Raw genomic sequence first — 20121 nt, 5'->3', positions numbered from 1 at the left:
GTTGTCGGGAATCGACCAGGGCAGCTCAGGCCGAGCCGGCGTCGATCACCGCTCGGACGCACTTCGCGACCACCCCCGGGTCGGCCTTGACCACTCGGCGGTCGTACGTCAGCAGGCCGTTGACCTCGTTCTCGACATCCGTCGTCTGGGTGTAGATCGCGCCGGACAGGCCCCGCTCGACGACCACTCGCTCCAGCGCGGCGCTCACCTCCGCGTAGCGCTCGGTCAGCCGCTCCCGCGTGGACGTCATTTCGTACGCGTTCGGCGGGCCCGGCCAGCGGTGGTCGTCCAGCACCAGACCGAGGCCGCCGTACTCGCCGTCGACGATCGCCCGGCCATCGGTGACCGTCGGCGTGCCCGGGCCCACGTACGTGTGGTCGTCGTAGATGTCGCCCGCGCCCGTGTCCGGGCGGGAGAAGCAGCAGTTGACGCCGCTGTTCGCGATCACCAGCCGGGTCGGGTCGAGGGCTTTGACCAGTTCCGCGACACGGGCCGTGTCGAACTCGCCCCAGCCCTCGTTGAACGGCACCCAGCCGACGATCGAGGGGACGGCCCGCAGCTGTGTGATCATTGTGATCAATTCCGCTTCGAACCGCTCGCGCGCCCGCGGGACCGGGTCCGGGGCGATGCCGGGCGGGCCGTCGAACGACACCGTCAGCGACGGCATGTCCTGCCAGACGACCAGGCCCAGCGTGTCGGCCCAGAAGTACCAGCGCGCCGGCTCGACCTTGACGTGTTTGCGGACGAGGTTGAAGCCCAGCTCCTTCGTCTTCTCGAGGTCAAAGCGCAGGGCGTCGTCGGTGGGCGCGGTCGAGATGCCGTCCGGCCAGTAGCCCTGGTCGAGCGGGCCGTGAAGGAACGTGGGCCGGTCGTTGAGCGCGATCCGCGGACGGCCTTCGGAATCCGGGAGCAGGCTGATCGTCCGGAGACCGGCGTAGCTGCCGACTTCGTCCAGAACCGCGCCATGCTTGTCGAGCAGGCGGACGCGCACCGAGTAGAGGTGTGGGTCGTCGGGTGTCCAGAGGCGTGGTTCGGGAACGTCCACACGGACCGACGTCCCCGCCGAGCCTGAGCCGCGCGCTACTTCGCCGTCCGTGGTCGAAACGACGACCACGACTTCGGCACCTCCGGTGACCTGCGGGAACACCGTCACGCCGGTGAGGTCTGGAGTCAGGTCCAGGCGTTCGACGCGGGTCTCGGGCACCGGCTCGAGCCACACCGTCTGCCAGATTCCGGACGACGCCGTGTAGCAGATGCCGCCCGGCGCGTTGCGCTGCTTGCCGACCGGGAAGGGCTCGATGTCGGTGCGGTCCTCGGCCCGCACGGTCAGCTCCTGCGGCCCCGACGCGCGCAGGACATCGGTGATGTCCGCGCTGAACGCCGTGTAGCCGCCTTCGTGCGTCGCGACGAGCTGGTTGTTGACCCAGACCTTCGCCGTCTGGTCGACCGCGCCGAAGTGCAGCAGGACCCGCTGGCCGTGCCAGTCGGGCGGGATCTCGACCAGGCGCCGGTACCAGAGGACCTCGTCGCGCCGGCCGATTCCGGACAACGCCGACTCCGGCGGGAACGGGACCAGGATCCGCTCGGCGTACCCGGACGGCCGCGGTTCGTCCGGCGACGACGGCCAGCCCGCGTACTCCCAGACGCCGTTGAGGTTCAGCCAGCGGGGCCGGGTCAGCTGGGGTCGTGGGTACTCGGGCAGGGCGTTGTCCGGGCCGACCTCTCCGGTCCACGGGGTGGACAGTGGCGGGTCGAGCCGGCGCCAGGCGGTGTCCTCTGGTGATGTCATCCCGGCCGATGGTGGCAGAGATCGCCGGGCTCGCCAGTGAGTCGGACCACATTCGGCGACGGATCTGGCCGGTCGGCTGGCACGGGCGCCGCCAAGCCCTTCCGACTCGCGAGTAACCTCTGCGCATGCGTGTGCTGATGCTGTCCTGGGAGTACCCGCCAGTGGCCATCGGTGGCCTGGCGCGGCACGTGCACGCACTCGCCTGCCACCTGGCCGGCCAGGGGCACGAGGTCGTCGTCCTCTGCCGGCACGCCGCGGGCACCGACGCCGGGACGCACCCGCGGACCGACCGCGTCGTCGAGGGTGTGCGGATCATCCGGGTCGCCGAGGACCCGATGCACGTGACGTTCGAACGCGACCTCGTCGCCTGGACGCTGGCAATGGGGCACGCCATGATCCGCGCGGCGCAGGATCTGCTGCGGAGCTGGCAGCCGGACGTCGTGCACGCGCACGACTGGCTGGTCGCGCATCCGGCCATCGCGATCGCCGAGGCCGCGCGGGTGCCGCTGGTCGGCACGATCCACGCGACCGAGGCCGGGCGGCACTCCGGCTGGCTGTCGCACCCGCTGAACCAGCAGGTTCACTCGGTGGAGTGGTGGCTGGCGAACCGCGCCGACGCGCTCATCACCTGCTCGCAGGCCATGCGCCGCGAGGTCGCGCACCTCTTCGAGGTCGAGGCCGACGATGTCACGGTGATCCACAACGGCATCGAGGAACGCGGCTGGCAGGTGCCGGCGAAGGAGATCGCCCGCGCTCGCGAGGTCTACAGTCCGGCCGGGGCGCCGCTGTTGCTGTATTTCGGACGGCTCGAGTGGGAGAAGGGCGTCCAGGACCTGCTGGCCGCGCTCCCCCGCATCCGGCGCCGCCACCCTGGCACGCGGGTGGTCGTCGCCGGAAAAGGACGACACTTCGACGAGCTGGTCGAGCAGTCGCGGAAGCTGCGGGTGCGGCGCGCGGTCGACTTCGTCGGGCACTTGTCGGACCGTGACCTGCGGGCGGCGCTGGCCGCGGCCGACGCCGTGGTGCTGCCCAGCCGGTACGAGCCGTTCGGGATCGTCGCGCTGGAGGCCGCGGCCGCGAAGGCGCCGCTGGTGGCGTCGACGGCCGGCGGGCTCGGCGAGGTCGTGGTGCACGGCGAGACCGGGCTCGCGTTCAGCCCCGGCGATGTCGCGGAACTGGCCAACGCGGTGACGGCGGTGCTCGACGACGCGCCGGCAGCGGCGAAGCGGGCGAAGGCCGCGCAGTCGCGGTTGGCCGCGGACTTCGACTGGGGCCGGATCGCCGAGGCGACCGCCGCGGTCTACAAGCGGACCAAGCCGGGCGAGCCGGTCGAGCTGCCGCGGCCGAAGATCGCCACCGGCAACGCGTTCGAGCCGGTCGCGGCCGGGCTGCCGGAACTGTAGGTAGTGGTCGCGATGCCGACAAGACGTCGAATGCGCGACGCCGCGGCCGGCCTTCGGAGCGCCTGAGGTCGCCGACGTGCGAGCCGAACTGTAGGTAGCGGCCCGCTCAGAAGCGGCAGGGCCGGAAGCAGTCGGTGTGCGCCGACGTCGGCGCGGGCAACGTCACCGTGGCGCCGAACGAGAACGACAACACGACGAAGACGGCGGCGACGACAGATCTCAACCTGCTGGTCATGGGTGCTCCTCGGAGGATCGGCGCAGGCTCGCGCCTCGCAGCGAGCATCCGCGCCGGCCCCCGGGTAAACAATCAGCGGAACACTAGGGGCCGGTACCCATTCGCCTTGCGTGACCGGTCAGCGGGTCCCGGTCAGGAGGCGCACCCGGACCTGCTCCCGCAGCGGTCCGTGCGGCGACAACGCCGACCGGACGCGCTCGGTGAACGCCGGCCGCGCCTCGGCCGCCGGCAGCTGCGCCGGGCTCATGGCCGAAAACACGCCACCGACGATCTCCTCGACGCTCAGCGGCGCGTAGTACGCGACGACCTGGGAATCGACCGCGTACCCCGCCGCCGAGAGGGCGTCCGCGTAGCGCGACTGGCTCGTCTCGTCCGTGCCGCACGTCCGGTGCAGCGGTGTCCCCAGATACGACGAGACCACCTCGCGCAGCGCCGTCGACCACGCCGCGTCCTGCAGCCACAGCGGCTCGCCGTTGGTCACCACCGCGACACCGCCACCTTCGCGCAGCAGCGGGCGCGCCGCCGCGAACAGCGTCGCGTGGTCCATCCAGTGCAACGCCTGCGCGACCGTCACCGCGCCCAGCCGGCCCGGGCCGAGAGCCGGTCTCAGCGCGCCGACGTCGGAGTCCGCGCCCAGGAGCCAGCTCACGTTCGGCGGCGAACCCGCCCGGCGGGCCTGGTCGAGCATCGCCGGTTCCGGGTCCATGCCCAGCAGCGCGCCCACCCGGGGCGCCAGGACCCGGGTGAGCTGGCCGGTGCCGCAGCCGAGGTCGAGCACGACGTCGTCGCGCGTCAGCGTGAACGCCGCCGTCAGCGCCTCCCTCACCGCGGGCGGGTAGCCGCGGCGGAACCGCTGGTAGAACTCGCTCACTTCGCCGCCGAACGCCGGTGCCGTCATGTGCCCGAGCATGCCCACGACGACGCCCGGCCAGGGACGATTACGCGTGAAGCGGACTCAGAAGACCTGCAGCAGGAGGCCGTGCTCGGACTCCGGGCGCGCGCCGAAGATCCGACGGTCCGAGGACTCGATCGGCACGTCGTTGATGCTCGCCTCCCGGCGGCGCATCAGGCCTTCGTCGCTGAACTCCCACAGCTCGTTGCCGTAGCTGCGGAACCACTGGCCGTCGGCGGTGCGGGACTCGTACTGGAACCGGACGCCGATGCGGTTGCCGCGGAAGCCCCACAGCTCCTTGCGCAGCGCGTACTCCAGCTCGCGCTCCCACTTCGCCGTCAGGAACCTGACGATCTCCGCTCGCCCCACGACGTGCCGGTCGCGATTGCGCCACACGGAATCCTCGGTGTAGGCCAGCGAGACCCGCTCCGGGTCGCGCGTGTTCCACGCGTCCTCGGCGGCCTGGACCTTCTGGCGGGCGGTGTCCTCGTCGAACGGCGGGAACGGCGGGCGCGGGGTCATGTGAGCTCCTTAGCCATACGGAGAACGCGCGTTCTCCAGTCTCCCCGCTAGACTAGAGAACGCTCATTCTCCGCACCAGAGGCAGGTGACATGACTCCCACGGAGGCGACCGACCGGCTCCTGGAAGCCGCCGAGGAGCTCTTCTACGCCCACGGCGTCCAGGCGGTCGGGATGGACGCCGTCCGCGCGCGCTCGGGCGTCTCGCTCAAACGGCTCTACCAGTCCTTCCCGGCGAAGAACGACCTGGTCGAGGCCTATCTCCGGCGCCGCGACGAGCGCTGGCGGAGGTCGTTGCGCGAATTCGTCCACGCCCGAGGCGACGACCCGCTGGCCGTCTTCGGCTGGCTGGCGAACTGGTTCGCCGAACCCGGGTTCCGCGGCTGCGCGTTCATCAACTCCTTCGGCGAGTTCGGCGAACCGGCGCCGGGCATCGCCGCCGCGATCCGGCTGCACAAGGACGAAGTCCGCACGTACCTGCGTGGTCTCGTTCCGGACCAGAAGCTCGCCGACCAGCTGTTCTCGCTGGTCGAAGGCGCGACCGTGCTCGCCGCGATCACCGGTGACCCGGGCGAGGCGAGCACGGCCCGCGAAGCCGCGAAGGTGCTGCTGACGGCTCAGGGGTAGAGCGTCAGCCCCGGGTCGAGCGCGATCTCCGTCAACTGCGCGAGGCTCAGCGGCGGCGACGGCATGTCGGGATCGCCACCCCGCTTCGCGTCCCCGGCCACGTTCTCCGCATCGAGGATGATGCCGGTGCCGTCGGGTTTGGTGACGTCCGATCGGTACATCGTCGGGCCGCCGGGCTGGAGCACCGTGGACTCGAGGATCGTTTCGCCGTGCGGCCCGGTCCGGCGCTGGCACGACCCCTCCGCACGCTCGGGCGGGGGCATGCACTCGGTGCTGGGCGTCGCGACGCCGCCGATCCGGGTGACGATCGCCATGACGTTGCCCTTGAGCTCCCCCTTCGCCGTCGTGGCCGACGACATGAAGTAGTCCTCGCCGCCGCTGCACGCCCCTTCGAAGGGAACCGGCGCCGAAAACACGTGGAAGAACTCCAGCGGACCGTGCGCGACCCCCTTCGGGTAGACGCCGTGTTCGTGGGGACCGAGCGTCGAGCCGGCGGCCAGCCGCTGTTCGACGGCGGCGGTCAGCACCGCCGTGAGCCGGCTCGACGCGGCCGCCGACGTCTCCGGGATCGGTGCGCCGGTCTGCGGCGGGCCGGGCCGGACGGCGCAGGGATCGTCCGTCGGCGCCGTGCTCGCCGCCGGCGGCGCGAGTACCGGCGCGGGCTCCCCGGGCACGAACGCCACCGCCACCCCGGCCGCGATCGCCGTCACCCCCGCGCCCGCGGCGGTCCACGGGTTCTCCACGCGGCGCACCCGCGCCCGGCGGCGTTCGCGGTCCAGCACCGCCTCGACGTCCACTGTGGACGGTGGCACGACGCCGATCGCCGCGTCGAACTGGTCCTTGCTCACAACGCCTCCTTCAGCTCTGGCTCGCGGCGACGAGCGCGCGCAGCGAGTCGAGCCCGCGCGCGGTCTGGCTCTTCACGGTTCCGGGTGAACAGTCGAGGACCTCGGCGGTCTCCTCGACGGACAGGTCGCAGTAGTACCGCAGCACCACCGCGGCCCGGCGCCGCGGCGGCAGCGCGTCGAGCAGTTCCAGCAGGCCGAGCCGCTCGACGACGTCGTCGGTCGGCAGCACCGCCGGCTCCGGCAGCGTGTCCGCCGGTTCCTCGCGCCGCCACGACCTGGCCTTCTCGTCCAGCCACGTCCGCACCAGGATGCGGCGCACGTACGCGTCGAGATGCTCGACGTGCCGGGCCCGCGTCCAGTGCCGGTACAGCTTGCCGATGCTGATCGACACCAGGTCGTCGGCGAGGTGCCAGTCCCGGCACAGCAGAAAGGCCGTGCGGCGCATGACCTCCATCCGCGCCGTCACGTAGTCGCGGTACCCCGCTTCTTCGGACCGTTTCACCGATTCCTCCTCGTCGCCCCCACACCCTGTCGAACGGGGTGCACGACCTCCGGGGTTGCTCCGAGATCGAAATCCGGGCAACCCGCGGGCGCGCCGGGGCCGTTCCACGAGCCGAGGGACCCCGACAGTGAGGAACCATCCCATGAGGAAATCGATCACCGCGCTCGTCGCGGTGGCTCTGGCCGCGGGCGGCCTGACCGCACCCGGCGCTGCAGCCGCCCCGACCGGCGGCCCACCCGGCACACCGACGAAGATCACGCTGGTCACCGGCGACCAGGTGTTGGCCGGAGGCGCGGACGTCCGCGTGCTGCCGGCCCGCCGCGACCGGCCGGTGCCGTTCCGGCAGTACGTCCGCCACGGCGACCGGTACGTCCTGCCCGGCGACGCCGCCGAACTGGTCCGCGCCGGACGGCTCGACGAGCAGCTGTTCAACGTCACCGGCCTGCTGCGCCAGGGCTACGACGACGCGCACACCCCACACGTGCCCCTGCTGGTCCGCCAGGCCGGGCCGGCGCTCGCCGCGCGGACCGGCGTCGCCGCCAAGGCCGCCGCTCTCGGCTACACCGCGCTCGACGAGCCGAAGTCCGGCGCGACGGCGTTCTGGAACCGGCTCACCACCGAACCCGCCACGCTCGCGGCGGGCGGCGCGAAGGTGTGGCTGAACGCGAAGGTGCGCGCGAGCCTCGACCAGAGCGTGCCGCAGATCGGCGCGCCCACGGCGTGGCAGGCGGGCCTGACCGGCCGCGGCGTGCCCGTCGCGGTGCTCGACACCGGGATCGCCACCGCCCACCCGGATCTGGCCGGCCACGTTTCGCTGAGCAAGGACTTCACCGGCAAGGGCACCGTCGAGGACGGCGACGGGCACGGCACCCACGTCGCTTCGACGATCGCGGGCTCCGGCGCCGCTTCCGCCGGCAAGTACAAGGGCGTCGCACCCGACGCGTCGCTCGCCGTCGGCAAGGTCCTCGACGACACCGGCGAAGGCACGCTGGACATGGTCCTGACCGGCATGCAGTGGGCGGCGGCCGACGCGCACGCCCGCGTCGTGAACATGAGCCTCGGCGGCGGTCCGTCCGACGGGACCGACCCGGTCTCCGAAGCCGTGAACACCCTGTCCCGGCAGTACGGCACGCTCTTCGTCGTCGCCGCGGGCAACTTCGGCGCGGACGAATCCGTGTCGAGCCCGGCCGCGGCGGACGCGGCACTCGCCGTGGCCAGTGTGTCCAAAAAGGACGTCCTCAGCCCGTTCTCCAGCCGGGGCCCGCGGATCGGCGACGGCGCCGCGAAGCCGGACGTCGCGGCACCCGGCGAGTCGATCACCGCGGCCTGGCCCGGTGGCGGCTACCAGGCGCTGAGCGGGACGTCGATGGCGACGCCGCACGTTGCGGGCTCCGCCGCGATCCTCGCCCAGCAGCACCCGGACTGGACCGCGGACCGCCTCAAAGCGGCTCTCACCAGCACCGCGACGCAGGTCGACGCCGGACCGGCCGCGGTCGGCACCGGCCGCGTCGACGTCGCCCACGCGACGACCTCGGCGGTCACCGCCACCGGCAGCGCGTCGGCGTACCTGCCGTGGCCGAACCACGGGACGACCAAAAAAGCCACCGTCACCTGGTACAACTCCGGCGCCACGCCGGTCACGCTGACGCTCGGGGCAGCGGTCGAGGGAGTGAGCTTTCCGCCGAGCGTCACCGTTCCCGCCGAGGGCAGCACGCCCGTCGAGCTGACCTTCACCGCGCAGGACGGCCACCCGGGCACCCGCTCCGGCATCCTGACCGCGAGCGGCGACGGCGTCACCACGCGGACCGCGCTGTCGATGCGGCAGGAAGACGAGACCTACGACCTGACCGTCGGCCTCGTCGACCGCGACGGCAAGCCGTGGGCGCCGACGGGCTACCCGCCGGTGTCGATCTTCGACCTGGACACCGGCGCGCTCACCCAGGGCGAACCGGGCACTTTCCGGCTGCCGCGCGGCCGTTACGTCGTCAACGGCGTCATCGAGACGCCGCGGCCGGGGCAGGAACCGTCGTACAGCTTCCTCAGTCACCCCGAGCTGGTCCTGGACCACGCCGTCACGCAGACCTTGGACGCGCGGGACGGCAAGCCGGTGTCGCTGGAGCCGGACAACCCGGCGGCGCACGGTGGCATGCAGAGCGTCGAGCGGCTGAGCCGGATCACGAGCTGCTCGTGCGTCTTCGCCGACGGTTTCGACCTCGACCCGCGCTTCCAGGAGGCGTTCGCCGCGACGGTCCCGGGTACGTCCTCGGCGACCTTTGCCTTCAGCCAGGAACGCCGCGCCACCGAGCCGGACCTGGAGCTGACCGCGGACGACGGGCAGCCGTTCGCCGTCCGGGGCATGTGGCTGGAGTCGGCCGCGCCGGCCGGAACCAGCACGCTCCCGGTCGTGTTCGGTGGCGGGGGCACGCCCGAGGACCTGGCCGGGATCGACGCGCGCGGCAAGCTCGTGGTCGTCCGGCTGCCGCTCGGCATCCGGATCGACGAGGCGTACCAGCGGCTGGTGAACGTCGAGAACGCCGGCGCGAAACTCGGCGTCGTCGCGCTCGACGGCGGCCCGGCCGGGACCACGGTCCTCGGCGGCGAGCTGCCCACGCTGCACCTGCCGGTGGTGTGGAGTGGGCTGAGCGTCACCGGGCAGCGGTTCACGGAGCTGGCGAAGACGGGCCGGGGGTCGGCCACCGTGGTCAGCCGTCCGTCGCCGCGATTCCGCTACGAACTCGCGGACGGCGTCGAAAAGCAGGTGACGACTCCGCGCGTGCAGCGGCCGAAGACCCGCGACCTCGCCGAGGTGCGCACCGCCTACCACGACAACGCACCCGGCCAGGTCCGGTACGTTGCCGGGCACGAGTTCTTCGGCCGGCTGGTCGGGTACGGCTACACCGAACCCGTTGCCGCGCAACAGGAACGCCTCGAGTACTACTCCCCCGGCAAGTGGGACTCGGTGTGGACGGCAGGCTACCGCGGCGAACTGACCGAGCAGCTCGACCTCGCCGCGGGCAAGAAGTACCAGCTCAGCTGGAACAAAGCGGTGGCCGGGCCGTCGCTGCGCGGGCTGACCGTGACGCACTCGGGTGAGCAGCCGCGGCCGTGGGCGTGGCGCAAGGACGGCGTCTTCGACCTGTGGCTGCCGCTGTTCGGCGATGCCGCCGGCCGCTCGCGCCGGCCCGAATCCGGTGCCGGGGACACGGGTTCGGTGGCCCTGACGAGGGACGGCGTCGCGATTCCCGTGGAGCCGACCGGGGAACCGACGCTCGCGACGATCCCGGTGCCGGACGCCGACGGCGCGTACCGGCTCACCGCCGAGGCGCACCGGCACACCGACTGGTGGCCACTGTGGACGGACGTCTCCGCGGAGTGGGGATTCCGCTCCTCGGCGGCCGCGGACGGCCAGGCGCTGCCCCTGCTGACGGCTCGGTTCGCGCCGGCGGTCGACCTGCGCAACAGCGCGCCGGCGAACCGCGTCTTCACGTTTCCGGCGTTCGTGGAGCGGCAAGGCGGTGGTAGCGGGACGAAGCTGACCGTCGAGACGTCCACGGATGACGGACGCAGCTGGCAGCCCGCGCCGGTGCTCCGGACCGGGGACCACTGGACGGTCGCCGTGCGGAACCCGGCGGGCGGGTTCGTCTCCCTGCGGGCGAGCGCGGCCGACAACGCCGGGAACACCGTGCGGCAGACGGTGATCCGGGCGTACGCGGTGGGCTGAAATCGAACCGGTCCGGCGACGGGGAGCCACCGTCGCCGGACCGGTCCGGACCCACACCATCCCAAACGGTGTGGAATCCGCCCGCCCCTCGTCAGGTAGGGGCGGGCGGGGCCCCTGCTACCGGGCGTCTGTGAGGTACCGCGCGTAGGCACCCGTCGTGAGGAAGCTCGGCAGCTTCTCGCCCAGCGCGGTTTCCGTGAAGATCTCGTACGCGTCGTCGAGGCGGTTGCCGGTCCCGAGCTCGGCGCGCACCGACGCGAGTTCGTCGTCCAGGAACTCGACGGCCAGCTCGCGGGTCAGCGCCGTGCCGTCCTCGAGCTTCGTGCCGTTGCGGATCCACTGCCAGACCTGGCAGCGCGCGATCTCCGCCGTGGCCGCGTCCTCCATCAGGTTGTGGATCGCCGCCGCGCCCGTGCCGCGCAGCCACGCGTCGACGTAGCGCAGCGCGACGTTGATGTTCGCGCGCACGCCCGCTTCGGTGACCTCGCCGCCGGCGCTGGCCACGTCGAGCAGGTCCTCGGCGGTGACGTGGACGTCGTCGCGCAGCTTGCCGAGCTGGTTGGGCCAGCCGCCGAGCACGTCGTCGAAGACCTCGCGGCAGATCGGGACCAGGCCCGGGTGCGCGACCCAGGAGCCGTCGAAACCGTCGCCGGCCTCGCGTTCCTTGTCGGCGCGGACCTTCTCGGCCGCGGTCGCGTTGACCTCCGGGTCCTTGCTCGGGATGAACGCGGCCATGCCGCCGATGGCGTGCGCGCCGCGCTTGTGGCAGGTGCTCACCAGCAGCTCGGTGTAGGCGCGCATGAACGGCACGGTCATCGTGACCTGCGCGCGGTCCGGCAGCACGAAGTCGGCGCCGTGCGCGGCGAAGTTCTTGATCATGCTGAAGATGTAGTCCCAGCGGCCGGCGTTCAGCCCGGCCGCGTGCTCACGCAGCTCGTAGAGGATCTCGTCCATCTCGAACGCGGCGGTGATCGTCTCGATCAGCACCGTCGCCCGGATCGTGCCGCGCGGGATGCCGAGCTCGCGCTGCGCCAGCAGGAAGACGTCGTTCCACAGCCGCGCTTCGAGGTGGTTCTCCAGCTTCGGCAGGTAGAAGTACGGGCCGACGCCGCGCGCGACCAGCTGGCGGGCGTTGTGGAAGAAGAACAGCCCGAAATCGACCAGGCTCGCCGAGACCGGACGGCCGTCGATGCGGATGTGCTTCTCCACCAGGTGCCAGCCGCGGGGGCGCGCGACGATCGTCGCGGGTTCGTCGCCGATCGTGTACTGCTTGCCGGCTTCGGTGGTGAAGTCGATGTTGCGGCGGATGGCGTCGAAGAGGTTGACCTGGCCGTCGACGACGTTGTGCCACGTCGGCGACGTCGCGTCCTCGAAGTCCGCCAGCCAGACCTTCGCGCCGGAGTTCAGCGCGTTGACCGTCATCTTGCGGTCGGTCGGGCCGGTGATCTCGACGCGGCGGTCCTCCAGGCCCGGCGCGGTCGGGGCGACCTGCCACGAGTGGTCCTCGCGCACCCGGCGCGTCTCCGGCAGGAAGCCGAGCGGCTTCTCGCCGGACTGCAGTTCTTCGCGCCGCACGCGGCGGGCGTCGAGCAGCTCGCGACGGCGGCCGGCGAACGTGTTGTCCAGCTTGGCCAGGAAGTCGAGTGCCGCCGGGGTCAGGATCTCCGCGAACCGGCCGTCGACCTCGCCGGTGACCTCGATGCGGTAGTTCAGCCGATCAACCATGGGGTGCCTCCGCGAGCAGAGCTGTGCAGGGAAGGAAAGAAGGGGAGGGACGCGGCCTGACGACGGAGGGGGGTCGCCGTCAGGCCGCGGCCGGGATCAGTGGAACTGGGCTTCTTCGGTGGAGCCCTTGAGCGCGGTGGTCGAGCTCTCCGGGTTCAGCGCCGTCGCGACGTTGTCGAAGTAGCCGGTGCCGACCTCGCGCTGGTGCTTGGTCGCGGTGTAGCCGCGGCTCTCCGAAGCGAACTCGCGCTCCTGCAGGTCGACGTAGGCGGTCATGCCCTCGCGGGCGTAACCGTGCGCCAGGTCGAACATCGAGTAGTTGAGCGCGTGGAAGCCGGCCAGCGTGATGAACTGGAACTTGTAGCCCATGTGGCCGAGCTCGCGCTGGAACTTCGCGATCGTCGCGTCGTCCAGGTGCTTCTTCCAGTTGAACGACGGCGAGCAGTTGTAGGCCAGCATCTGGTCCGGGAACTTCGCCTTGATCGCCTCGGCGTACTTGCGCGCCACCTCGAGGTCCGGCTCCGAGGTCTCCATCCAGAGCAGGTCGGCGTACTGGGCGTAGGCCAGGCCGCGCTCGATGCACGGCTGGATGCCGTTGGTGACCTCGTAGAAGCCCTCGGCGGTGCGGCCGCCGGTGAGGAACTGCTGGTCACGCTCGTCGACGTCGCTGGTCAGCAGCGTCGCGGCCTGCGCGTCGGTGCGGGCGACGATCAGCGACGGCACGTTCAGCACGTCCGCGGCGAGGCGGGCGGCGTTCAGCGTGCGCTCGTGCTGCTTGGTCGGGATGAGGACCTTGCCGCCGAGGTGACCACACTTCTTCTCCGACGCGAGCTGGTCTTCCCAGTGCACACCCGCGGCGCCGGCCGCGATCATGCCCTTCATCAGCTCGAACGCGTTGAGCGGGCCACCGAAGCCGGCCTCGGCGTCGGCGACGATCGGGGCGTACCAGTCGATGTCGGTGTTGCCCTCGGCCCAGTTGATCTGGTCGGCGCGGCCCAGCGCGTTGTTGATGCGGCGGACCACGGCCGGCACGGAGTTGGCCGGGTAGAGGCTCTGGTCCGGGTAGGTCTGGCCGGACAGGTTGGCGTCGGCCGCGACCTGCCAGCCCGACAGGTAGATGGCCTGCAGACCCGCGCGGACCTGCTGGACGGCCTGGTTGCCGGTCAGGGCGCCGAGCGCGTGGACGTAGTCCTCGGTGTGCAGCAGGTCCCACAGCTTCTCGGCGCCGCGGCGGGCCAGGGTGTGCTCTTCGACGACGCTGCCGCGCAGCTTGACGACGTCCTCAGCCGAGTAGGAGCGCTGCACGCCCGCCCAGCGGGAGTCGTTCGCCCACTGCGCCGCCAGCTCCGCGGCCGCCTGCTTGGCCTGTTCCGTCATCGGATCTCCCGGTGTTGCGAAGTTTGCGATTGCTCGCCTTGCCTGATCCGACCCTCGCACGGCTGGGAAAATCCGGTCCAGTTGTCCAAGTTGCCAATTTGTGCGAAGGGTACGTACGCTCTTTGCAAAGGTTGCGAATAGCCGTTTCGCAACCACACCGAAAATCCGCGTTCTTGACCGTTCACGTAACCGTTCAGGACCGGAAACCTTCCGGAGAGATGGGCTCGAATGGAGAAGACTTTCGCCGGAGCGAGGTTGCGCCATCTGCGGGAAAGCCGGGCGATGAGCCAGGCCGACCTCGCTCGTGTGCTGGAGATCTCACCCAGCTACCTCAACCAGATCGAGCACAACTCGCGTCCGCTGACGGTCCCGGTGCTGCTGCGGATCACGCAGGCGTTCGGGGTGGACACCGAGTTCTTCGCGAACAACGACACGTCCCGGCTGGTCGCCGACGTCAAGGAAGCCCTGCTCGACGAGGTCCTCGGCGTCGACGTCACGACCAGCGAGCTCAACGAGCTGGCGTCGAACCTGCCGGCGATCGCCCAGGCGCTGGTCAAGCTGCACCGCAGCTACCGCAACGCCGTCGAGAGCACCGCCGCGCTCACCACGGAAAACGGCCTGGGCCTGCACGGCAGCGCGGCGGCGCCGCTGCCGCACGAGGAGGTCCGCGACTTCTTCTACGAGCGCGAGAACTACGTCGCCGAGCTGGACGAGCGCGCCGAGAAGATGGCGGCCGACATCCCGCTGCAGCGCGGCCAGGTGCTCGGCGCCCTGAAGGAACGGCTTTGGCAGCGCTACGGCGTCGAAGTGACCAACAACGGGATCGACGAATCCGCCGGTGAGCAGCACCGCTACGAGCCGGTGACGCGGGTGCTGCGGCTGGCGCCCAGCCTGCGGGTCGGGCAGCAGGCGTTTCGCATGGCTTCGCAGATCGCGCTGCTCGAGTACGACGACCTGATCACCGAGCTGGCCGACTCGTGGGCGTTTTCCGGACCGGCCGCGCGCTCACTGGCGCGCGTCGGCCTGGCGAACTACTTCGCGGGGGCGCTGATCCTCCCCTATGGACCGTTCCTGGCCGCGGCCGAACGGTTCCGCTACGACATCGAGCGGCTGTGCGACCACTACGGCGTCGGCTTCGAGACCGTGTGCCACCGGCTGTCCACTTTGCAACGTCCGAAGCAGCGCGGGGTGCCGTTCTCGTTCGTGCGGGTCGACCGCGCCGGGAACATGTCGAAGCGGCAGTCCGCGGCGGGCTTCCACTTCTCCCGGGTGGGCGGCGCCTGTCCCTTGTGGAACATCTACGAGGCGTTCACCCAGCCGGGGAAGATCCTCACCCAGATCGCGACCCTCCCGGACGGGAAGAGCTACTTCTGGATCGCGCGGACGGTGTCGCGTAACATCGGCGGGTACGGCAGCCCCGGGAAGACGTTCACGGTCGGGGTGGGCTGCGAACTGCGCCACGCGGGCCGGCTCGTCTATTCGACGGGTCTCGACCTCGACGAGCCGGCCGCGGCGACGCCCATCGGGATGGGCTGCAAAGTCTGCGAACGGCCGGCCTGCTCGCAGCGCGCGTTCCCGACGATCGGCAAGCAGCTCACCGTGGACGAGAACACCAGCACCTTCGTCCCCTACCCGGCGGTGCCGAAGGGCTGATCATCCCCTCATCCGATGACGTGCGTGGTCCACTTCGACTCGTCCGGGCCGAGCAGCGTGACGCGGTCGAGCAGGGCCTGGCTCTCGATGCCCGCGGCCGCCGGGTGGTCGATCGCGACGCACGCCTTGAGCCCGTTCTTCGTCTTGCAGACCGGCTTGCCGAGACCGTCGGCCCGGCCGCCGGGCGGGGAGACCGTGATCGTCGCGAGCGCGCCGTTCGACGAGTACTGCAGCACCGCCCGCCACGGGACGCCGTCGGTGTCGGGACGGCGCCACAAGGCGATGTCGGCGACGCGGAACGTCTCCGGCAGGCTGGTGACGTGCAGCGGCAGCGGCACCGGCCGGTTCGCGAACGTCACTTCCCCGGCGACGCGCAGCAGGACCTGCTGCAGATCGGGCAGCGCCAGGTAGTAGGCGTTCAGCTCGGCCCAGCGGCCGTCCGCGGTCGGCCAGCGCAGGTAGCTGTTGCCCTGGTTGAGCGGATCCCCGGCGTCGGCCGTGACCCAGTAGCCGTCGCGGTCGCCGACCCGGACCGGGACGCGCACCGCCCGCCCGCCCATGTCGTGCCTGCGGTCCAGCGCGGGCTCCTGGTCGTACACCGCGAGCCAGATCATCGGCGCCAGCTCGCCACGCCCGATGGCCAACGCGTAGTCGCCGTGGGCGCCGACGCCGTACTCGATGCCCTTGATCGGCTCCGGCAGCCAGCCGAAGCTCGCCTTCGCCGCCAACGGGTCGTCAGTGGGCGCCGGGGCGACGGGCGCGGGCTTGGGCAGGACTGCCGCCGGCGCGGGTGGTGGCGTGGGCCGGAACACGGCGGCCGCCGTCACGCCCCCGGCCGCCACGACGGCGGCGCACCCCAGGACGAGGGCCGTGGTCCGCGCGCGACGACGACGTCCGCCGAGCCGGCGCGCGCGGTCGACGTCGATCCGGGGCGGCGGCGCGGGCGCGTCGGCCAGGTCCTTCAGCATCGTGGACAGCTCGGTGTCGGTCATGCCCGTCCCTCCCAAATCGGCTCGCGCAGCAGCTCGCGCAGCGTGTCGACGGCCTTCGCGGTCTGGCTCTTGACGGTGCCTTCGGAACACCCGAGGGCTCGGGCGGAGTCGGCGACGGATTGGTCGCAGAAGTAGCGAAGGACGACCGTCGCCCGCTGGCGTGCGGGCAGCCGGTCCAGCGCGGCCCGCAGGTCGAGCGCCGAATCGACGTCCGCGCCGGGCGGCGGTGCCGGATCGTGGTCGGCCTCGCGCAAATCCACTCGCCGCCACCACGACGTCCGCTGCTCGGCCAGGTACGCGTTGACCAGCGTGCGGCGCGCGTAGCCGTCGAGGTTGTCCGCCTTCGCGGCCCGCGACCAGTTGGCGTAGAGCCGGGTGATCGCCGTCTGGACCAGGTCGTCGGCCCGGTGCCAGTCGCCGCAGAGCAGGTACGCGACCTTGCGCAGCCAGCCCGACCGTGCCGTCACGTACTCGGTGAAGTCGTTCACCGGCGCCCCCTGTCCTGTTCGTCACCCCTTTGATGCGCGCGGAGGGCCGGACGGTTGCCCGGGACGCGCGAGTCGTAGATTCATCGGGGTGCACGACATCGACACGGTGACCGCGGCGACCATCGAAAAGGCCGCCCAGCGGCTGGCCGGGGTGGTGACCCGCACGCCGCTGGAGCCGAGCGCGCGGTTGTCGTCCCGGGTGGACGCCCAGGTCTGGGTGAAGCGCGAAGACCTGCAGACCGTCCGGTCGTACAAGATCCGCGGCGCCTACAACTTCATCGTCCAGCTGGACGATGCCACGCGTGCGCTCGGCGTCGTCTGCGCCAGCGCCGGCAACCACGCCCAGGGCGTCGCGTACGCGTGCCGCCGGCTCGGCGCGAACGGCCGCGTGTACGTCCCGGGCACCACGCCGCGGCAGAAGCGCGAACGCATCGCGACGTTCGGCGGTGCGCACATCGAGGTCATCGTCGTCGGTGAAACGTACGAAGACGCCTTCGCCGCGGCCAACGAGGACGCCCAGCGCACCGGCGCGACGCTCGTGCCGGCGTTCGACGACGTCCGCACCGTCGCCGGCCAGGGCACGGTCGCGTTGGAGGTCATCGAGCAGCTCGGCTTCGTGCCGGACGTCGTGGTCGTCCCGGTCGGCGGCGGCGGGCTGCTCGCCGGCGTCGGCAGCTGGCTGCGGGAGCGGCACCCGGACGTCCGGGTCGTCGGCGTCGAACCCGCGGGCGCGGCGTGCATGGCGGCCGCTTTGGCGGCGGGACAGCCGGTGCGGCTGCCCGAGCTCGACTCGTTCGTCGACGGCGCCGCCGTGCGCGAGGCCGGCGCGGTCACGTATCCGCTGATCCGCGAGAGCGGCGCCGAGCTGACCGCGGTCGCCGAGGGCGCGATCTGCACCGAGATGCTGGCGATGTACCAGTCCGACGGCATCATCGCCGAGCCGGCGGGTGCGCTCGCCGCGGCGTCGCTCGGCTCCGTGGTCCAGGTGGAGCCGGGGCAGACCGTCGTCGTCGTGGTCTCCGGCGGCAACAACGACGTCAGCCGCTACAGCGAGATCCTCGAACGCTCGCTGATGCACGAAGGGCTGAAGCACTACTTCCTCGTCGGGTTCCCGCAGGAGCCGGGCGCGCTGCGGCGGTTCCTCGAGCAGGTACTCGGGCCCGAGGACGACATCACCCGCTTCGAGTACGTCAAGCGCACCAACCGCGAGATGGGCCCCGCGCTGGTCGGCATCGAGATCGCGCGCTCGTCCGACCTCCCGGGACTGCTCGCGCGGATGGACGCGAGCCCGCTACAGGTGGAGCGGATCGAGCCGGGCAGCCCCCTCTTCCACTTCCTGCTCTGACGCCTGTGGTGGACTAGGCGGATGGTGAAGGTCGACGGAGTCCGCAGTGTCGAGGCGTTGCGCGAAAAGGTCCACGAGGGTGCGGAGCCCGAATACCTGCTGTTCTACGGGCACACGCCCACGAAGTCCGGGCGGGTGACGTCGAGCTGCCTGAGCCAGTGGTGGGTCGACCCGTTCGAGGTCGACGGCGTCGTCTACCCGACCGCCGAGCACTACATGATGGCCGGCAAGGCTGCGCTGTTCGGTGACCACGAAAAGGCCGCGCTGATCCGCGAGACGCCGGACGCGAAGACGGCGAAGGTCCTCGGTCGCGAGGTCGCCGAGTTCGACGCGGCCGTCTGGGAGCGGCACCGGTTCGACATCGTCGTCGACGGCAACCTGGCCAAGTTCGGGGCGCACCGCGACCTGCGCCGGTTCCTGCTCGGGACCGGCGAGGCCGTGATCGTCGAGGCGTCGAAGAAGGACCTCGTGTGGGGCACGGGCCTCGCGCGCGAAGAGAAGAACGCGACCAAGCCGGACTACTGGCGCGGGCTGAACCTGCTCGGTTTCGCCCTGATGGAGGTTCGCGAGCAGCTGCGGGCCCGCGTCTGAGTCAGGGCTTCGGGGTCGGCGCCCCGGGGCACGACTTCGACGTGGTCTGACCCGTGTCGAAGAAAGTGACGGCGGCGTCGGCGCACGGCAGTGAGGACAGCGAGCCGTGGGCGTCGTCCTCGACGGTCAAGAGCGCGCCGCCGATCTTCTGCCGCATCCGGAGCGCCCAGCCGATGGGCGTGACCGGCTCGTAGGCGTGGCCGACGAGCTGCAACGGGCTCTTGCCCTGGGAGAACGACCACGGCCGCGCGTCCAGCGGCCAGCCGACGCAGAGCTGTTCGTAGAAGCCGTAGCCGCCCGCGACCGGCAGTCGCTTCATCCGGTCGAGGCGGTGCTGCCAGACGGTCTCGAAGTCACGGGGGCTCGGCGACTCGTTGCAGAGCAGGGCCGTCTGCTGGAAGTGGTTGAACGCCTGCGGCTCGCCGTCCCAGCCGAGTCCCGTGGTCCTCTTTTCGACGACGGGCGTGCCGCCGTCTCGGAGGGCAACGAGCTGCTCGGCGAGGCCGACCCACTCGCGGCGCGGGTTGGCGAGCATGCCGTTCACGGTCGCGCCGAACTTCGCCCGCAGGTCGAGGAGGGCGTTCGCGACGACGGGCTCGGTAGCCCCGAAGTGGTAGACGGCGTCGTATCGAGCGATCCAGGACGCGAACTCGTGGAAGGTGTTCTCAACGGCGGTCGCTTGGTCGTCGTCCATTTCGGTGACATTCAGGTCCGGCGCGATGACGGAGTCGAGCAGCATCTTGTCGACGTGGTCGTCGAAGAGCGACCGGTACTGCGCGCCGAGCGCGGTGCCCCAGGAGACGCCGTAGTAGCCGATCTTGTCCTCGCCGAGTGCCTGCCGGATCCGGTCCAGGTCGCGAGCGATGGTCGGCGTGGTCAGGTTGCGGACGAAGCCGGGGTGCGCGGCGACGCACTCACGGTTCGCGGCGGCTGCGCGCTCGACGGCTTCGCGGGTCTTCTCCTTGTCGGGGACGCCGGGGTCGGGCTCCGGGAAGTCGACCGCGCACGGCAGGTCGGCGCTGTAGCCGACGCCCCGCGGATCGAAGCCGACGAGGTCGTGGTGGACGCCGATGCCACCGGCGTGACTGCCGGCGATGCTGCGCGGCATGGCCAAGCCGGACTGACCGGGGCCGCCGGGATTCAGCAGGACAGTGCCCGTCTTCGCGCCGGTGGCCTTGATCCGGCTGACGGCGATGTCGATTTTCGGACCACTGGAGTCGGCATAGTCGAGTGGGACCGGGACGAGGGCGCACTCGCTGCGCTGGTCGCCGGAGTCCCAGCCTTTCGCGACCGCGGCGCAGAGCTGCCAGGAGACGCCCTCCGCGGCGGCCACCGCGGGGACAGCTGGGACGAGCGCCGCGGCGGCGAGCAGCGGGACGGCGAACCGGGTGATCGACATGGGCCCAGGCTGCCG

General features: G+C 71.4%; 17 protein-coding genes. 6 read left to right on the top strand and 11 right to left on the bottom strand.

Annotated elements, in window-relative coordinates:
* Positions 1–25: 25 nt before the first annotated feature.
* Positions 26–1789, bottom strand: coding sequence for a glycoside hydrolase family 2 protein (locus tag ACZ7OU_RS43940; protein WP_470259822.1), 1764 nt, complete (start codon positions 1787–1789; stop codon positions 26–28).
* A 125-nt stretch (positions 1790–1914) separates the two neighbouring features.
* Between ACZ7OU_RS43940 and ACZ7OU_RS43935 the strand changes: the two genes are divergently transcribed.
* The gene (locus ACZ7OU_RS43935; RefSeq protein WP_470259821.1) at positions 1915–3192 is read left to right on the top strand and encodes a glycosyltransferase family 4 protein; all 1278 of its coding nucleotides are present in this window, start codon (positions 1915–1917) and stop codon (positions 3190–3192) included.
* 106 nt (positions 3193–3298) lie between these two features.
* Here ACZ7OU_RS43935 and ACZ7OU_RS43930 read toward each other — a convergent pair whose 3' ends face one another.
* From ACZ7OU_RS43930 to ACZ7OU_RS43920, 3 genes are all read right to left on the bottom strand, one after another.
* The gene (locus tag ACZ7OU_RS43930; RefSeq protein ID WP_470245228.1) at positions 3299–3427 is read right to left on the bottom strand and encodes a hypothetical protein; all 129 of its coding nucleotides are present in this window, start codon (positions 3425–3427) and stop codon (positions 3299–3301) included.
* Positions 3428–3545: 118 nt separating this feature from the next.
* The gene (locus tag ACZ7OU_RS43925; RefSeq protein ID WP_470259820.1) at positions 3546–4325 is read right to left on the bottom strand and encodes a methyltransferase domain-containing protein; all 780 of its coding nucleotides are present in this window, start codon (positions 4323–4325) and stop codon (positions 3546–3548) included.
* A 57-nt stretch (positions 4326–4382) separates the two neighbouring features.
* Complete coding sequence (locus ACZ7OU_RS43920; RefSeq protein WP_470259819.1) at positions 4383–4841, bottom strand: nuclear transport factor 2 family protein; 459 nt, start codon at positions 4839–4841, stop codon at positions 4383–4385.
* A gap of 90 nt (positions 4842–4931) precedes the next feature.
* On the opposite strand from ACZ7OU_RS43920, the gene ACZ7OU_RS43915 reads away from it, so the two are divergent.
* Positions 4932–5465 carry a TetR/AcrR family transcriptional regulator gene (locus ACZ7OU_RS43915; protein ID WP_470259818.1) on the top strand — a complete coding sequence of 178 codons (534 nt, stop codon included), beginning with the start codon at positions 4932–4934 and terminating at the stop codon, positions 5463–5465.
* On the opposite strand, the gene ACZ7OU_RS43910 is transcribed toward ACZ7OU_RS43915, so the two are convergent.
* Positions 5456–6313: a hypothetical protein gene (locus ACZ7OU_RS43910; protein WP_470259817.1), complete on the bottom strand. Its 858-nt coding sequence runs from the start codon at positions 6311–6313 to the stop codon at positions 5456–5458. The two genes, ACZ7OU_RS43915 and ACZ7OU_RS43910, sit on opposite strands and share 10 nt — an antisense overlap.
* Before the next feature lie 10 nt (positions 6314–6323).
* Positions 6324–6815, bottom strand: coding sequence for a SigE family RNA polymerase sigma factor (locus ACZ7OU_RS43905; RefSeq protein WP_470259816.1), 492 nt, complete (start codon positions 6813–6815; stop codon positions 6324–6326).
* 142 nt (positions 6816–6957) lie between these two features.
* Between ACZ7OU_RS43905 and ACZ7OU_RS43900 the strand changes: the two genes are divergently transcribed.
* Complete coding sequence (locus ACZ7OU_RS43900) at positions 6958–10536, top strand: S8 family peptidase (RefSeq protein WP_470245234.1); 3579 nt, start codon at positions 6958–6960, stop codon at positions 10534–10536.
* Between the two features lie 117 nt (positions 10537–10653).
* Here the strand turns inward: ACZ7OU_RS43900 and aceB are convergent, their stop codons facing one another.
* Positions 10654–12261, bottom strand: a complete 1608-nt coding sequence (gene aceB, locus ACZ7OU_RS43895; RefSeq protein WP_470245235.1) for a malate synthase A — start codon at positions 12259–12261, stop codon at positions 10654–10656.
* Between the two features lie 96 nt (positions 12262–12357).
* Positions 12358–13638, bottom strand: coding sequence for an isocitrate lyase (aceA, locus tag ACZ7OU_RS43890; protein WP_470245236.1), 1281 nt, complete (start codon positions 13636–13638; stop codon positions 12358–12360).
* Positions 13639–13866: 228 nt separating this feature from the next.
* On the opposite strand from aceA, the gene ACZ7OU_RS43885 reads away from it, so the two are divergent.
* A complete protein-coding gene (locus ACZ7OU_RS43885) occupies positions 13867–15291 on the top strand; it encodes a short-chain fatty acyl-CoA regulator family protein (RefSeq protein ID WP_470245237.1) in 1425 nt (474 codons plus the stop codon).
* 8 nt (positions 15292–15299) lie between these two features.
* Here ACZ7OU_RS43885 and ACZ7OU_RS43880 read toward each other — a convergent pair whose 3' ends face one another.
* Positions 15300–16283 carry a hypothetical protein gene (locus ACZ7OU_RS43880; RefSeq protein ID WP_470259815.1) on the bottom strand — a complete coding sequence of 328 codons (984 nt, stop codon included), beginning with the start codon at positions 16281–16283 and terminating at the stop codon, positions 15300–15302.
* Positions 16280–16771: a SigE family RNA polymerase sigma factor gene (locus ACZ7OU_RS43875; RefSeq protein WP_470259814.1), complete on the bottom strand. Its 492-nt coding sequence runs from the start codon at positions 16769–16771 to the stop codon at positions 16280–16282. The genes ACZ7OU_RS43880 and ACZ7OU_RS43875 overlap by 4 nt, the downstream gene beginning before the upstream one ends.
* Positions 16772–16859: 88 nt before the next feature.
* Between ACZ7OU_RS43875 and ilvA the strand changes: the two genes are divergently transcribed.
* Together ilvA and ACZ7OU_RS43865 are read left to right on the top strand one after the other, a co-directional pair.
* Positions 16860–18116, top strand: a complete 1257-nt coding sequence (ilvA, locus tag ACZ7OU_RS43870) for a threonine ammonia-lyase IlvA (protein ID WP_470259813.1) — start codon at positions 16860–16862, stop codon at positions 18114–18116.
* A gap of 21 nt (positions 18117–18137) precedes the next feature.
* Complete coding sequence (locus ACZ7OU_RS43865; RefSeq protein ID WP_470245241.1) at positions 18138–18707, top strand: NADAR family protein; 570 nt, start codon at positions 18138–18140, stop codon at positions 18705–18707.
* A 1-nt stretch (position 18708) separates the two neighbouring features.
* On the opposite strand, the gene ACZ7OU_RS43860 is transcribed toward ACZ7OU_RS43865, so the two are convergent.
* Positions 18709–20106 carry an alpha/beta fold hydrolase gene (locus ACZ7OU_RS43860; protein ID WP_470259812.1) on the bottom strand — a complete coding sequence of 466 codons (1398 nt, stop codon included), beginning with the start codon at positions 20104–20106 and terminating at the stop codon, positions 18709–18711.
* Between the last annotated feature and the right edge of the window lie 15 nt (positions 20107–20121).

This window comes from Amycolatopsis sp. NPDC114505, assembly GCF_055633615.1.
Note: the sequence above shows the minus strand (reverse complement) of the source record. Positions and strands in the feature narration are given on the sequence as shown.